This is a genomic window from Trichlorobacter thiogenes, assembly GCF_900167465.1.
Taxonomy (GTDB): Bacteria; Desulfobacterota; Desulfuromonadia; order Geobacterales; family Pseudopelobacteraceae; genus Trichlorobacter; species Trichlorobacter thiogenes.
This window is the reverse complement of record NZ_FUWR01000001.1, coordinates 235,581-250,557: the sequence shown is the minus strand read 5'-3', so window position 1 is coordinate 250,557 and position 14,977 is coordinate 235,581. Positions and strand designations below refer to the sequence as shown.

Here is a 14,977-nt window from a genome sequence, read left to right as displayed (position 1 = left end):
TCCTTTATGTTAATCCGGCAGGCTGCCGGTCACTACCTGGACAATCCGTTTATCCGTAACAATATACTGCATTCTGATATCATGACCCTCTGCCGGGATCTGCTCCAACAGCTGGAAATCATGACACAAACCAACAAGGATGCCATGTTTTTGAAGCTGGCTCAGGCAGCGGTCATAGTAGCCCTTGCCAAAACCGATCCGATGCCCCTGTAGATCAAAGGCAACACCCGGGACCACGATCAGGTCTACTGTTTCAAGGGTGTGGTCCTCACCCAGTCTGCAGGGCTCAAGGATACCAAAGGCACCTGCGGTACGCTGACCTGTTTCGGTAACTTCCCGGAACTGCAGGTTGTTATCGCAGACAAGCGGGTACAAAACCCGTTTTCCTGCAGCGCGTGCCGTTGCAAACAGCAGCTCGGTGTCAACCTCCTGCTGAATCGGCGAGTAGAGGGCGATACAGGCTGCCTGCTGAAACAGCTCCAGGTCAGCTAAACGTTGTTGGGCAGACCCACTGGCAGTCTGCCAAGTGGCCTGATCCATGGCGCGACGCCGCGCAAGCAGGTCACGTCGTAAGGCCTTTTTAGGCATAGGGCCCTCACAATAACACACGCACAAACAGGGGGTTACCCGGGTGTCGGGTCTGGTCTGCTGCAGGGAGGATGGAAGGATAGTTCGGCAGTTCCCAATGGTTCTGTCTGCCGAAGGCCCCTTACATACCGGGGATATATAAGCCAGTGCAGATATCAGTACGCAGCTGATGCCACGGAAACTGAACAGGTACAAATAGTTAATGCGTTGGTGGTTTATATATCAAAGTCTCCCTGAAGAGACCACGTGCTTGTCCTGCTTTTAGCTCAAACTGGTGCCTTGTGGTTGCAATGCATTATCAAGTTGTTCAAGCATGCTGGTGATACGGGCTTCCAGCCTGTTTGAACCGTCCTGGCGTCCCTGCAGTTCCAGATAGGATTCTGACAGGTTCAGCAAGGCCAGGGTTACCAACAGTTGCGGGTCGGCTGTGGTCAGCCGCTCACGGATCGCCTCGATCCGGGTATTTACAAAGGCCTCAACCTCCCGCACCTTTTCTTCCGGTGCGGAGCTGCGGACCGGGATTTCTCGTCCCAGTACCGTAACCAGATGGGCCTTGATCATGCCTTACACGCCTTCTAGTTTACTCAGGATAGCATCAACGCGGCCTTTCAGGCCTTCACGCTCCTGCCGGAGGCGCTCGTTTTCATCTGCCAGAATCCGGTTTTCTTCCTTTAAAGCAGCATAGTTAGTCAGCAGGTTGCTGATTTTTTCTTCAAGTTTTTCAAAAAGTTCTGTTTCCACGGAGCAATCTCCTTCTGAGGGTGCAATAATGTATTGATTTTCCTGAATAAAGTCAAGGCCCATTTGCATGGGCGGTTCCGTGCTATGCCGGTTATGAGGTCTGGAAGAGGGCATCCACAAACTCGTTAGGGTCAAATACACGCAGGTCGTCAACCCCTTCACCTACGCCGATGTAGCGAACAGGCAGGCTGAACTCATGGGATACTGCCACTACAATACCACCTTTGGCAGTGCCATCCAGCTTGGTCAGGGCAATACCGGTCACCCCGGCAGACTCTTTGAACAGACGGGCCTGTGAAAGGGCATTCTGGCCGGTGGCACCATCCAGAACCAGCAGGGTCTCATGGGGTGCGCCGGGTATTTCACGTCCGATAACCCGGTGGATCTTCTTCATCTCCTCCATCAGGTTGACTTTGGTGTGCAGCCGTCCGGCTGTGTCGATGATCAGTATCTCAGTGCCGCGACTGACCGCTGCCTTGCAGGCATCAAAGGCGACGGCCGAAGGGTCGGCCCCTTCCTGGTGACGGATGACCGCTACTCCGGCCCGTTCTCCCCAGATTTCAAGCTGTTCTGCGGCTGCAGCGCGGAAGGTGTCACCGGCAGCCAGCAGAACTTTCTTGCCTTCGGCAGCAAATTTTGCTGCCAGTTTGCCGATGGTGGTGGTCTTGCCAACACCATTGACCCCCACCACCAGAATGGTAAACGGTGCTGCACCATCGGTTTGCAGCGGGGTATGATGTGCCAGCAGGCGCGAGAGCAGCTCTTCCTTCAGTGCCCCGCGCAGGGCAGCGCCATCTTTCAGCTCATTGCGGGAGAGGCGCTGCTCCAGGCTGCGGATCAGTTCAACCGTTGTCTTAACCCCGATGTCAGAGGTGATCAGGATCTCTTCCAGCTCCTCCAACGTATCGGCATCAATCTCTTTTTTACCTAACACCAGGGCATCAATCCGACCAACCAGTCCATCAGTGGTTTTTTTGAGGCCTGACTTCAGTCGCTCAAACAGCCCTGGCTTTTTCTGGGTATCATCCGTAACTTGCTGTGGGGATTCAGGTTCCTGAGGAGCAGTTCCGGTTACCCGCTCAAACATGCCCCGCAGAAATCCTTTTTTTTCTTCAGACATCAAAGTTCCTTTTTCAGGCGTGTCAGGGCATTGTTGAAGTGGTAGCGTGCCACTCCCATTGGACAAGCTCTATCTGCCTGTAATACCAGTGAATAGTCTGGGTCAACGACACCGATCAGCAAAATCTGGCGTTCTGAGGTGACCACCACATCCTCAATAACTCCACCCTGATTGTCAGCATGGGTTTCCCGCAGGCGTGAGAGCACAATCCCTTTGTGGGCAGCAACAAAGCGCATGTCGTAGGAATCGCAATGGCAGTATTCCTGAACCGCCTCCCCTTCCCAATCAACCAGAATGGCACCCACGGCATGGGGTACGGAATCCACCAGCTCTTTTAATACGGACTGAAACGGCATTGTCTGTTCCTCGCAATGGCTGCAGAAATGATCGTTTTACATACCAGAACTATCGGCTTAATGCAATCGGACCGACACAAGCCGTGAGGCCCCCGGTTCCTCCATGGTGATGCCGTAGAGGGTGTCGGCAACCGCCATGGTGGTCTTGTTGTGGGTAATGATGATGAACTGGGAGATGGCGCTCATCTCCCGTACCATGTCGTTAAAACGGCCGATATTGGCATCGTCCAGCGGCGCATCCACCTCGTCCAGCAGGCAGAACGGGGTCGGCTTGATCAGGAAGATTGAGAAGATCAGAGCAACGGCGGTTAACGCCTTTTCTCCACCGGACAGCAGCATCACGTTGGCCAGCTTTTTACCGGGAGGCTGTACGATAATATCAATGCCTGTCTCAAGCAGATCCTGTTCATCGGTCAGACGCAGTTCTGCCTTGCCGCCGCAGAACAGCCGCGGAAAGACCTCCTGGAACTTTTCATTGATCAGGGTGAAGGTCTCCAGGAACCGTTTGCGGGTGGTGCGGTTAATCTTGTGGATCGCCTGTTGCAGGTCATTCAGGGATTCTTCAAGATCCGCCTTCTGGCCGGCCAGGAAGTCGTAGCGCTGTTCCATGCCGGCGTACTCTTCAATTGCCATCAGGTTGACTTCGCCCAGTTCGTCGATCAGCCGCTCCAGGTCGGTCTGGCGGATGCGGGCTGCGACCGGATCAAGTTCCCGCTCACCCAGCCGTTCACGTACCTCGCTCAGGCTCAGCCGGTGGCGATCCTGTAGTGACTGTTCAAGGTGCTCCTGCTGCAGTAACAGTGAGGAGACCTTGAGCGAGAGATCGGCATGCAGTTGGCGGATCGCCTCTCGCTCTTCCCGGCGCAGGCGGGCATCATGCTCTGCTGTGGCCAGTTGCATGGCTGCAGCTTCGTGCTGTTGGCGTACGACCTGTAGCAGCTCATCCTGTTTGATCTGCTGTTCAAGCAGGATCTGCAGCCGTTGTTCCTCGCTCTCCAACTCGCTATTCAGACGTTGACGACTGTTTTCGGTCTGTTCGCGTTCTGCTGAACTGTTTTGAATTCGCAGGTCCAGTTCAGCCAGTTGGGAGGTGAGTGAAATAACCGTTCGCTGATGGGCCTCGCCCTGTTCACGCAGGGTGGCAACAGCCACCCGTTGGGCCGTCAGCGCCTCACGGGCTGCGGCAAGGATCAGGCGGCGGCCTTCAAGTTCAGCACTTAATGTCTGCGACTCCTGCTCAAGATTTTTGGCGCGGGCCTCGGCTTCCTGCTGGCCGATGGTTGCCGCTCTCTGCTCTTCCTGCAGGCCAGTTTGTTCTTCCTCCAGGGTTGCCCGTTCATGCACCAGCAGTTCCAGGCGTTCAGCAAGCCGTCCGGCCTCGGCATCAAGCTGCTGCTGATCTTTGATCAGTCCTGACAGCAGCAGATCAAGCTGGTGTTGATCGGCACGGGCGGCCTGCAGCTCTTGCCCCACCTCCTGCAGTTCAGATCGGACCCGCTTCTGTTCTGCCTCGCTGCTGGCCAGAGTCTGGGACAGTTCCTGCACCAGCAGCTCTAACGACCTGATTTCCCGCTTTTTATGGATAATGCCGCCCTGAGCTGATTCCGGTGGGCCACCGCTGACGGTACCGTCGGAGGCGACGACCTCGCCAGCCCGTGTCACAAAGGTCAGGTCAGGATAGCTGCGGGACAGGTCCAGGGCGGCCTCAAGGGAGTCGGCCAGATGTACCGGAGCGAGCATCCGCTGCAGTTGCGTGGCTGCCTGTCCGGAAACCTCAAGCAGTGCCAGCAACGGAGTGGTTCCGCTAATCTGTTGCGGCGTGACCGGTTGCTGCTGCGGTGCTGTCAGTTGAGCGCGTCCTGTTGCCTGTTCACGCAGATACTGGAGTGCGCTGATCAGGTCCTGCTGGTTGTTACAAAGCACCGCCTGCAGCCGTTCAGCCAGCACCGATTCGACAGCCAGTTCATACTCTTCCGGCACCAGCAGGGTATCAGCCAGCATGCCGCCCAACCGCTCACGCAGTGGGGATTCGGTCATTAACTGCCGCACCCCTTGTCCATACCCGGCAAACTGGGCCTCAAGCTCCTGCAGCGAGGTCAGCCGTGAGCTGTTGCGACTGAGTTCATCCCGCTGGGCCTGGACCAGCTTGTCCAGTTCCGGCACCTTTGTCTTCAGAAGCTGCTCCTGCTCTGCCAGCAGGGTGATCTGTGCGGCAGCGGCCTGTTGTGCCTGTCTGCGAAGCTCAAGCTGCTCAGTCAGGGTGGTGTAACAACTTCTGTTTTCATGCTGCTTTTCCATGACAACAATCTGTTCATGGCTGTGACGCTCAAGCCGTTCAGCCAAAACTGCGAGGCGTTTCTGGGCCGTCTCCTGGCGGGTGCGGTATTGCGCGGCCTCACCGGTGGCGCTGAACAGGTCACGACGTTGGGTCTCTATCCGGCGGCTTAAGGTCTCAAAGCCCTGTTCCTGTTCTTGCTGTTCTTCCTGCAGAGTGGCGAGCTGGGCTTCTGCAGCCGCCAGGTCGCTGCCGGTGGTCTGTTGGTGCTGCTGCAGCCTGGCCAGTTCGGCAACCAGGTTTTCGCGCCGTTCTGTGATCGTCTGCTGCTCAAGTTCGAGCCGGGCTAGGCGCTCGGTGATGGTCTCACGCTCTTTGCGGCGAAAACTCAGCCCGTTCTCGCAGGCAACCGCCTCGCTTCTCACCCGGAACAGCTCTTCCTGCTGTGCAGACAGCCCTTTTTCTGACTCCAGCATGGCCAGACGTTGCAACTCTACCAGGTTTTCTGACGTATCAGCAGCGCTTGAGACCTCCTGTATCCGCTGTTGTTGCTCACTAAGCTGTTGTTGGGTCTGTTGATGCTCGGCCTGCAGGCTATCGGCCTGATGCAGGGTAAAGAGCAGGTCAATCTCCCGCAGTTCTTCTCGATGTTCACGAAATTTCTCTGCCTTTTTGGCCTGCCGTTGCAGGGCATTCAGCTGTCGTTTGATTTCTCCCAATACATCAGAAAGCCGCAAAAGGTTCTGGCGGGTGGCATCAATCTTTTTAAGGGCCAGCTGTTTTCTAGTCTTGTATTTGGTGACACCGGCAGCCTCCTCAATCAGCAGGCGACGCTCTTCAGGCCGTGAATGCAGGATCTGGCCGATCTTGCCCTGCTCTATGATTGAATAGGCCTTGGTGCCGACCCCGGTATCCATAAACAGTTCAGAGATATCCAGCAGGCGGCAGGGGGTTTTATTGATCAGGTATTCGCTTTCACCATCGCGGTAAAGTCGGCGGGTCAGCTGGATCTCGATGAATTCCAGATACTTGGCCGGAGCACGGCCATCTTCGGTGGAAAAGACCAGTGACACCTCGGCCATTCCTAAGGGCTTGCGGTTTTCGCTGCCAAGGAAGATCACATCCTCCATCGCCTTGCCACGCAGGTTTTTGGCGGACTGCTCTCCCATGCACCAGCGGATGGCATCAACAATATTGGATTTGCCGCAGCCGTTGGGACCCACCACGCCGGTTACGCCCTGCTGGAAGTCCAGCACAACCTTGTCTGCAAATGATTTAAATCCCGCTATCTCGAGTCGTTTGATTTTCATAGTATGATGGTGTTATCTAACATATGATATTTACTTGAAAGCTGTTGCATAGAGTATGCTCATTTGTTACTGTATTTTTGTCACAGTGGCCACTTTAAGGACACTGAGTTGGACACTACAGGGGGCTACTATGCCAAGCTTAAAAATCACCAAGGCCAACCTTAAAAATATAGTCAAGCCGACAGCCGGCCAGGTAGATTATTTTGATACTGACTTAGCTGGTTTTGGTGTGCGTGCAACCAAGGACGCCTTAACCTTCTTCGTCCGTTCCAGACAACGCGGCACTACCAAAAAACCGTTTATACCTATCGGAGCCTTTGGTCTCTTCACTTGTGAACAGGCCAGATCAGAGGCTACCACGTATCTGCAAAAGCTCAAGTCCGGTATTGATCCCCATCCTGGCCGCCAGCCGAAGGCTGAGACAATAACCGTTGCAGACCTCCACCGTCAATATATGTCTACCAAGAAGACCTTGGCCCCGGCAACAATCCGTCAATATAACGCCTGGATGGAGAACCACTTCAAGGACTGGTTGACACTACCAGCGGACACTATAACCGGCAGCATGGTTCTGGATCGCCTGGAACAGCTGGAAATCATCAACGGCAAGTCACAGGCAATCAACGCCGTCAAGCTGCTCAGAAGCCTTTTCCGGTTTGGCCTAGCCTTACACCCTGGGGTGATCCACAGGAATCCTGTTGACGGTGTGCGGGAGGTCCGAGAACGTGATTGGGCGAAGAAGAAGCGCCGTACCACCTTCATCACGCCTGAAGACTTGCCGGTATGGTTTAAAGCGGTGAATGATTACAATAACCCCAAGGGGCGGGATTACATGCTGTTGCTGCTATACACCGGCTTAAGGCGTAATGAAGCGGCCCGCTTAAAATGGTCTGACATTGATTTTAAGAGGAAGGCATTCTCTTTCATTCCTGAAAAGAAGCGGGGTGAAAAGCCGGAAGACGATCAGGTGACCATGCCTATGTCAGAACAGCTTTACAAGTTGCTGTTGAAGCGTCGGGCTGCCGGGTATGAGAATGAATATATCTTCCCCGGCAAGCATCCCTCGCCATTCCTGAGTAATCCTGACAACTACAAGCGGGACATCATAGCTGTAACCGATGTCCAGTTCTGTTTCCATGACCTTCGACGTACCTTCATCACTATTGCTGAAAGCCTGGACGTGCCACACTACAGCTTGAAGGCTTTACTGAATCACAGCATGGGGAATGATGTTACCGGTGGGTATATCCAGATCACAACAGAACGGCTGCGGGGGCCGATGCAAAAAATAGCGGACAGGATCACGGAATTGATTGCTGATGCCCCTTCAGTTGGGGACAAGAATCTGGTGGCAGGCGCTTGCATATAGGCTGTTTGGTGGTAAGGTTTAGTAGCCACTCGTATAAATACAGTTTTAAAATAAAAAACTGCTGATAATCCATAGATATAGTGGTGGTGTAAGTTCTGTATACAAAATACATGATGGTGGGGTTTGGTATTACCTAAAAGCGCTTGACAATTCGCCGATATAATATAAAAAGTGCAGTTCATTGACAGCTTACATGTAAGTTTAAAATTTAGTCATTTTTTTAATTCATTGTTTTATCAAAAGGGAGAGAAGGGTTATGAGCAATATAGCCAAGAGGCTTACTGGGCTCAGCGAAAAGGAACTCTTCGGCACAAATTTTAGGTCGGCCTATAATTCAGACGATGCTTGCTGCCCACATGGTATTCTCGTGAGGCAGAGCACCCGTTGCTACGCTGATTATTTGGTTGGTACCGGTGACCTTAACGCCAAGAGGGAAAAGCTTCGTCAGCATACGCCTAAAGCGCTACGTTAAACTACTACACACGCGTCTAAAGGAGCCAATTTGGCTCCTTTTTTTTGTCAGATAAATAATCAATCGGGGTAGGTTAATTAATGCCACTCACAGCAGAACAGCAAGAACAGCTCAGAATTGAATACATCGACCTTATTGGGTTTTATCAGAAGGTCAAGCAGATCGTCATTACGTCTGAAAGAGCTAATAAGGAACAGAAGCTTTCAGTGCCGGCAATAGTGGAGTTGAGGTCGGCGTTTGACCATGTCGCCCGAGCTCATGCTGTGCTGTATCAGCTTCCTATTGCTGAGGAATACGAAGGTGATGAGTTTAAATATTGCCATAAGAATCTTGATAAAGCGCATGGACATCTATACCGGGCCGCATATGATGCTTATGACGTAATAGCAATTGCACTTGCTGAAGAGATTGACGAATATCTTGATTCATTCTCTAAAAACACACTGTTTGTTGTGATACCAGATGCATCAGCAAAGATAATTAGGCCGTTTGAAGAGGCAAAAACACTTGTTACAGCTGAAAAATGCAGAAAAGACGTTACATGTAAAGCTGAAGAAGAGGAGCAGTTTTCGCAATATGAGAAGGCTGCTGATCAACTTGTTAATGTAAAGGATGAGATATTAAGACATATGGCAAGCTTGGCAGCGTATGATGCTGAGCAAAAGCAAGCCCAAACACAGGCCCAAATACAAGCCGACAGGCGACATAAGACAGGCACATACCTAGCCATAGGAGGAATACTGATCTCTATTGTGTCAATTGTGATTGGTGTTGTGCTGAGTTCTGGTCCAGTTGGTGCCAAGGGTCAATCAAGTGAGTCAAACTTGACGTTTAAAAACATGTCATCACCTAAAAAGTAAGTTGTTTCCAATGGATATCCGCCATAAAAGAGCCCTGATCATCTGAGGCACCTGCCTCCGCGCACCATATAGCCAAGACATACTCACCTTTGCCTGATAGCTGCTCTTTTAGTATAGGATTAGGAAATAGTAGTAAATGATCCGTAATAGTTACGGACATACATCAGTCAATGATATCTTCAAGTTCATAAAAAATGGAAGATTCGCCAGTTAAGGGATTTTCTGTTTCAGTAACCGAACAGAGAAGTTTGACCCGTTGATCCAAGTGAAGTTCTGAAACTGCCCTTAAAAGTCTTTTGGGGAAAAGTATCCTAATTGTCCTTGAATCGTCGGTGGTTAAGTGTATGCGTTCTCGCTTACTTAACAATTCAATGTAGCCTTCAAGTTCTATGCTATCCTTTGCAATTAATTCCGTTGAATCAAGAGCAAAGGCAACATTTACAATCGATTCTGAATCCCCGTTCCACTGCTTTACAGTGTTGCCTGAGTAGCGCCATGAGAGCTGCAACTCTGCTGAGTTGCTACGAAGTAGATGTAGAAATTCACGCAAGCGTCGAGCACTGGCTGGACCAAGATCGGTAACAGCTTCAAGAAAGTGTCCACCTTCTCCTTGGCTATCAAGTACTTTAAATATACGTTCAAAAGCATTTTTTGAGAGACCGTCGTCAAAAAGATCTCTTTGGGCAGATGTTGAAATTACAAGCCGAGAAGAACCTGGTAAGATTGCTGCTAATCTCAGATCTAAATCATTGTATAGGTCTTTTGATACCCTCTTTCTCCACATCCCCCCCTGAGAAAGCCTTAAAGCAGCATGCCCTATCATCTGTCGTATTTCGTCTACTACTTTAGCAAGTAGGCTTAAAGGTATAGATCCATCCCTTAATTTGGATGCAATTAACCTAAACTCTAAAAATTCAAAGATTGGTCTTTCATCAAGTAATGCAATTTGTTGAGACAGATCGTCAATATGGCTAGACATAGATTGAGCCGCTAGCTGATAAGCTAAGTTACCACCGTCTCCAGCTTTTTGAGATAGATCTATCTGATGCTTTAATGCATCATTTTTTAATTTACGAAGACGATCAATCATGACGTCACCATAATTTTTGCTACGCCCTTTGGCCTCTCTTGCCTATCAAAACCATACCAGCCACGCCAGTAGCTTCTCATTTCAAAATCTTCTGCCACAGCAAATAGCACGTCACATCCAAATCTACGTTTGCTTGATGCTCTGTCTATTAGATTTGCTAATAGCAGTTGCTTATCACTATCCAGCTGATTCACATCTGACTCAGAAGCAAAAACAACCAGATCTATATCATTTGGGTCGACTTTGTTGGTTGTAAATGATCCATCTATCCACATTTCACACGGAATGCCGAGTTTACGCAGGAACGCTATAAAGGACTTTAAACCGTTTATTAACGGCTGCCGTGTAGTTGACGTTGAAAATGAACTCAGAAAATGATTATCGAGTTGATCTTCAGTGATGTCGTGGATACCTGGAGGAAGTAAAGGCTCGTGTTCCATAAGTCCCCATAGAAAATTTATGTGTTGGACTCAACTACAATTACTATAACCGAAGATGCAAAATGTACAACTTTCGTTATGTTTGTTAAAAATTATCGCAGCCCCCCGCGCCCCAGATGATCAGGATATCCCGCGTCGCAATTTTGTCTCACATGGCCACATGGCAGGCACAGCACACCCCTGCTACTCCTATCCAGAATAGAATCTAACCCTCAAGTTCTGGGCGCCATTACAAGATTTTCTGGTAATGGTTGATCTACTGTATGTTGGGTGCCAATTGGAGTTGCACACCATATATAGTGGCGGGTCCTCCCTGGGGTTTCTTCCATGCGGGCTGACAAGACCCCGACGTTTGGCTACGAATGAGATTTTTCTGAACGCGGAGAAACGGACGTGTCACCTGAATAGCGTCAGTTTTTCATATCGGGGAATGATATGGCAGGAAGCCCAGGCACAGGAAAAGAGCGTCAGTTTTTGGGGGCTGATTCGTGATCAGTGGCTTTCGAGGTTTTCCAGCCACAAGATCCTGCTGTTTTTTTGTGTACGGTGTGTATTTTTTATAGAAAGAGCAATTTTATTGTGTATAATACACAAGATGAACAGCCGCGAACTGATAAAGCAACTTGAGGGCGATGGATGGACGCTACGCAGTGTGAAGGGGTCACACCATGTTTTTGTTCACCCCGTTAAACCGGGACATATCAGCGTACCTCACCCCAAAAAGGATATGGGGATAGGGATTGTACGCAAGTTACTGAAGCAGGCAGGGCTGTAAAGGGGAAAACCATGAAATACCCGATAGTGATAGAACCAGGCAGTGAGACCACCGCCTTTGGCGTAGAGGTACCTGATCTTCCCGGCTGTTTTTCTGCCGGTGATACGCTGGATGAAGCGATAGAGAACAGCAAAGAGGCCATAGCCTTGTGGATTGAAACCGTACTTGATGACGGTGGAACCATACCAGAGCCCAAGGGGGTCGCAGACTATGCAAAGGATCCTGATTATGCTGGATGGATCTGGGCGGTGGTTGAGGTTGACAGTACATTGCTTGATGACACCTCAGAACGGGTGAATATCAGTATGCCCAAGCGTATTTTAAGCAGGATAGACCGCTATGCTTCTGCAAAAGGTGAAACTCGCAGCCGGTTTTTGGTAAACGCTGCAATGGACAGAATTATGCACGCGGGTGGCGGATCTTTAAAATAGCAGAGGCGCTTTGCAGCGCCTCGCACCCATGCTGAAAGCATTGGGGGGTAAAATACTCTATTGCTGCCTGCCTATCCGCTGGTCACACATGATTAAGCGGATGTTCCTTCAGGTAGGTTTTAAGGGCCTCATTCATTCTGGTCTGCCACCCCTTACCGGTTGCCTTAAACGCCTCGAACACCGCAATATCAAACCGTACCGTCTTCTGTACCTTGGTTCCGCTGCCCAGTACCCTGCCTCGCTTCAATGTTGCCACATGCTCCCGTAAAGCAGCCGACATGTCCGGGCTATCTTCGTCAGCAGCAGGTTCAATACCGGCGTCATAGTTACGTTTTACCCGTGTCCAGTCGCTTTTTGATTCGCCACGGGCGCGCATGGCCTTCAGCTCTTCACTGGTATGGCTAACGATCTGCCCCATAATACACCTTCCTTTCCTTACGACTGGCATAGCGGAACGAAATAAAGCGTACCGTATCATTCCGCCTGGTGTACACACAGGTAAGCACGGCAAGAATGCCGTCAACCTCTGCAAAATCCTGCCACCGTTCTTCATGGGTGGTTTTGCAGGGCACCGTCAGCTTTTGCTGATGCTCGTAAACCAGATCGGCATCAGCAAGGTCAAGCCCGTGCTTTTCAAGATTTGCCAGTCGCTTATCTTCATCCCGCTCATAACGCATGATTATTTATAACTACAAAATAACATAATGTCAATGCTGCCTGCTAACATCCCACCACCCAACCACCAAAAAAACCAACAATATCAGTACTTAACCCGCCTAACCGGCCTTAACTTGTTGAAAATGGCTATTTTGCTTATTTATATCAGTAACTTAACTGATTAACGGCACTAACTGGGCAAACCAATACAAGGGGAAAAATAAAATCAAAGTATACCCATTACGCTGACTCTTCACCATTACCCTTCCGTTTAAAATTCTCATCATTCTTGCAAAACTCCAGTGCATCAAACAGCACATTTGAAAGCTTCATCAGATGTTCAGGCTTCACCAGAGCGATCGTATTGTTTGGCTGAACCACCAAACCTGCCCTGGCTGCCTGCTTCGTGCGCTCAAGCGTCATCGGGATATTGAAGCTGATGTACGGGGTGGCTCTATCCCCGTGGTAGCGCAACAGCCAGCGATTGTTCTTCCCTTGATAGCAAACAGAAAAATAACTCTCTGTATCCTTCCCCACTATCTCAGACTCTTCTGCCTTACCGTCCAGAATGGCCTGCACCAGTGCCAGCACCCGGCGTTCAGCCTCAGTCGTAACAATCTTGGGATTATCAGGATCGACAACATCACCATCGGGGCAATCACAGCGTGGTACTGCAGCCGGTTCCGTTGCCGGGGCAGGCACAGGAGCAGACAGCCCACCCACAACAACCTTGCTGATAGCCTCTACCAAGGCCTGCTTCACAATAGGCGTGTACGCTTCAACCTGTTTCGGGGTCAACCTGCCAGCAGCATCTGATCTGGTGGCCACAAACCGGATAAAATCAGCATCAGGCTCCCGCAAGCAACTCTCAATAGCAGCGGTAAAGCACTCAAGCAACGTCTGCTCCTCTGCAAAACTGCGTAAACCATCAGGATTGAATTTATCGTACCTGAAGCGAGAAAGCTTATCAGCGTCAGAATCTGCAAGAGACTCAAAATCCACCACAAGAAACGGAGTCGTATCCATAATATTCGTATGCTTCTGATCACTGTAAAACCGCCACTCACGACCATTGGTAATGGCTGCCACTGAAACCCCAGGGGTAGAGTTGAAATATCTCACCAGCTGGCCAGTATGGTTGGTAAGCTTATCAGAACAAGACTTTGCCTCAATGAACATAACCGGATTACCAGCCACAAACAGGGCATAATCCACCCTCTCATTGGCCTTGATACCTGGCAGATTTGCCCCGTACTCTGCCTGCACCTTCGTCGGATCATAGGGGCTAAAACCCAAGGCATCCAGCAGGGGTAGAATAAGCGCCTGCTTGGTGGTCTCCTCAGTACTGCAATGGCTGCTTACGTTCTTGATATGCTCAGCGTGGCGGACAAGGCGATCTTTAAAATCTGGCATGGGGAATGCTCCTTAGAAGAATCAGAAACTACAGCCAACTGTAGCAAGACTTTGGCAGTTTGCAACCGGCCCTCATCATCTTCTTGCTCAATTACCCCACCCAACCACCAAAAACACCAACAATATCAGCGTGTATCATATGTATCAGCTTGTTACATACTCAAAAATGCTGTTTTGTCCAATGATTTCAGCATTGTTTCGCTGTAGCTGCTGTTTCAGGGCAAACCAATACAAGGGGAAAAATAAAATCAAAAACGGTGGATGCAGGGTGATGAGGTGGGCGGGTGATGGCTGGTGGTGGTTTATGGTTTATGGGTGAAGTGAGAAAACCTCACTTCACCGGGTCTGTAGTTGGGGGGATGATCCCTTCACGCTGCAGGATTGCCAGAGCTTCTTCACGTCTTTCCTCTGGTATAGCCAAAAAAGCTTTTGCATTTTCCAGTAAAGTTGACTCAAAAATGCCAAGCTCTTTTGCAATGTCCTTTCTGATTTTTGCAAATTCCTTTTCGACATCAGCAAATGTAAGCCCAATATCGTACCCCGTAATTGAAATGCCTTTAAGCTCCAACTGGTTAATAAAATCTTCTTTGGTGCCTCCGAAGAAGGCTACCTCAGTTAAAATTGGAATAACGATATTTTGAATAGTCTCTTGTGAGGCCTTTTCGTAATCATTACCTGCATTGGTCAACTCATGTATAGCCTGAGGCAATAACGAACTTGAAACCTCTTCTGCTGAAGCCTTAAGCCCGTAATAACCGATGTACTGGGCAATCTTTTGAGGATTGTCACAGAACCCCGGCTTTTGGATCAAATCTTTTACTATTCTGACTTTAGAAATTCTGTTCTCGGTTTCTTCCCCTCTCAAATACGCTACAGACTTCCCAAAATAATCAGCCAACTTCTGCAGGGTTGCAGTGGTGGGATCGCCTATGCCCTTGAGATAGTTTTGAACTCCCCGGAGTGTTAGACCAGTCGCCCTTGCCGTTGCTGCCTGACTTGTTTTCGCCACTTCCTCTCGTAAAAGCTTGACTACTCTTTCAGGAGTGACTCCCCCACCAGCCGGTCTTGCTGCCATTTATT

General features: G+C 50.1%; 16 protein-coding genes. 4 read left to right on the top strand and 12 right to left on the bottom strand.

Annotated features, from left to right (window positions below; genetic code table 11):
- Positions 1–9: 9 nt before the first annotated feature.
- From B5D39_RS01175 to smc, 6 genes are all read right to left on the bottom strand, one after another.
- Positions 10–588 carry a 5-formyltetrahydrofolate cyclo-ligase gene (locus B5D39_RS01175; RefSeq protein WP_078788552.1) on the bottom strand — a complete coding sequence of 193 codons (579 nt, stop codon included), beginning with the start codon at positions 586–588 and terminating at the stop codon, positions 10–12.
- A gap of 261 nt (positions 589–849) precedes the next feature.
- On the bottom strand, positions 850–1,149 hold the full coding sequence (zapA, locus tag B5D39_RS01170) for a cell division protein ZapA (RefSeq protein WP_078788551.1): 300 nt from the start codon (positions 1,147–1,149) through the stop codon (positions 850–852).
- A 3-nt stretch (positions 1,150–1,152) separates the two neighbouring features.
- Positions 1,153–1,398: a cell division protein ZapB gene (locus tag B5D39_RS01165; RefSeq protein WP_244161317.1), complete on the bottom strand. Its 246-nt coding sequence runs from the start codon at positions 1,396–1,398 to the stop codon at positions 1,153–1,155.
- A 22-nt stretch (positions 1,399–1,420) separates the two neighbouring features.
- The gene (ftsY, locus tag B5D39_RS01160) at positions 1,421–2,449 is read right to left on the bottom strand and encodes a signal recognition particle-docking protein FtsY (protein WP_078788550.1); all 1,029 of its coding nucleotides are present in this window, start codon (positions 2,447–2,449) and stop codon (positions 1,421–1,423) included.
- On the bottom strand, positions 2,449–2,805 hold the full coding sequence (locus tag B5D39_RS01155; protein ID WP_078788549.1) for a roadblock/LC7 domain-containing protein: 357 nt from the start codon (positions 2,803–2,805) through the stop codon (positions 2,449–2,451). Before B5D39_RS01155 ends, ftsY begins: the two co-directional genes overlap by 1 nt.
- Positions 2,806–2,862: 57 nt before the next feature.
- Positions 2,863–6,390, bottom strand: a complete 3,528-nt coding sequence (gene smc / locus B5D39_RS01150) for a chromosome segregation protein SMC (protein WP_078788548.1) — start codon at positions 6,388–6,390, stop codon at positions 2,863–2,865.
- Between the two features lie 130 nt (positions 6,391–6,520).
- Here smc and B5D39_RS01145 point away from each other — a divergent pair, with 130 nt between their 5' ends.
- Positions 6,521–7,759, top strand: a complete 1,239-nt coding sequence (locus tag B5D39_RS01145) for a tyrosine-type recombinase/integrase (protein WP_161947400.1) — start codon at positions 6,521–6,523, stop codon at positions 7,757–7,759.
- A gap of 552 nt (positions 7,760–8,311) precedes the next feature.
- On the top strand, positions 8,312–9,091 hold the full coding sequence (locus tag B5D39_RS01135) for a hypothetical protein (protein ID WP_078788545.1): 780 nt from the start codon (positions 8,312–8,314) through the stop codon (positions 9,089–9,091).
- 163 nt (positions 9,092–9,254) lie between these two features.
- On the opposite strand, the gene B5D39_RS01130 is transcribed toward B5D39_RS01135, so the two are convergent.
- Positions 9,255–10,181: a hypothetical protein gene (locus B5D39_RS01130; RefSeq protein WP_078788544.1), complete on the bottom strand. Its 927-nt coding sequence runs from the start codon at positions 10,179–10,181 to the stop codon at positions 9,255–9,257.
- Positions 10,178–10,621, bottom strand: a complete 444-nt coding sequence (locus B5D39_RS01125) for a DUF6932 family protein (RefSeq protein ID WP_139366638.1) — start codon at positions 10,619–10,621, stop codon at positions 10,178–10,180. The genes B5D39_RS01130 and B5D39_RS01125 overlap by 4 nt, the downstream gene beginning before the upstream one ends.
- A 595-nt stretch (positions 10,622–11,216) precedes the next feature.
- Between B5D39_RS01125 and B5D39_RS01120 the strand changes: the two genes are divergently transcribed.
- Together B5D39_RS01120 and B5D39_RS01115 are read left to right on the top strand one after the other, a co-directional pair.
- Entirely contained in the window at positions 11,217–11,396 is a 180-nt protein-coding gene (locus tag B5D39_RS01120; protein WP_078788969.1) for a type II toxin-antitoxin system HicA family toxin, read from the top strand.
- 11 nt (positions 11,397–11,407) lie between these two features.
- On the top strand, positions 11,408–11,827 hold the full coding sequence (locus tag B5D39_RS01115) for a type II toxin-antitoxin system HicB family antitoxin (RefSeq protein ID WP_078788543.1): 420 nt from the start codon (positions 11,408–11,410) through the stop codon (positions 11,825–11,827).
- A gap of 82 nt (positions 11,828–11,909) precedes the next feature.
- Here B5D39_RS01115 and B5D39_RS17255 read toward each other — a convergent pair whose 3' ends face one another.
- The 4 genes from B5D39_RS17255 to B5D39_RS01095 all read right to left on the bottom strand — a co-directional run bounded on the left by B5D39_RS17255 (position 11,910) and on the right by B5D39_RS01095 (position 14,972).
- A complete protein-coding gene (locus tag B5D39_RS17255) occupies positions 11,910–12,245 on the bottom strand; it encodes a BrnA antitoxin family protein (RefSeq protein ID WP_244161316.1) in 336 nt (111 codons plus the stop codon).
- Entirely contained in the window at positions 12,229–12,504 is a 276-nt protein-coding gene (locus tag B5D39_RS01105) for a BrnT family toxin (protein ID WP_078788542.1), read from the bottom strand. The genes B5D39_RS17255 and B5D39_RS01105 overlap by 17 nt, the downstream gene beginning before the upstream one ends.
- Positions 12,505–12,724: 220 nt before the next feature.
- Positions 12,725–13,897, bottom strand: a complete 1,173-nt coding sequence (locus B5D39_RS01100) for a type I restriction endonuclease (RefSeq protein WP_078788541.1) — start codon at positions 13,895–13,897, stop codon at positions 12,725–12,727.
- Between the two features lie 331 nt (positions 13,898–14,228).
- Positions 14,229–14,972 (bottom strand): helix-turn-helix domain-containing protein, encoded by a 744-nt coding sequence (locus B5D39_RS01095; RefSeq protein WP_078788540.1) that lies wholly within the window; start codon positions 14,970–14,972, stop codon positions 14,229–14,231.
- Between the last annotated feature and the right edge of the window lie 5 nt (positions 14,973–14,977).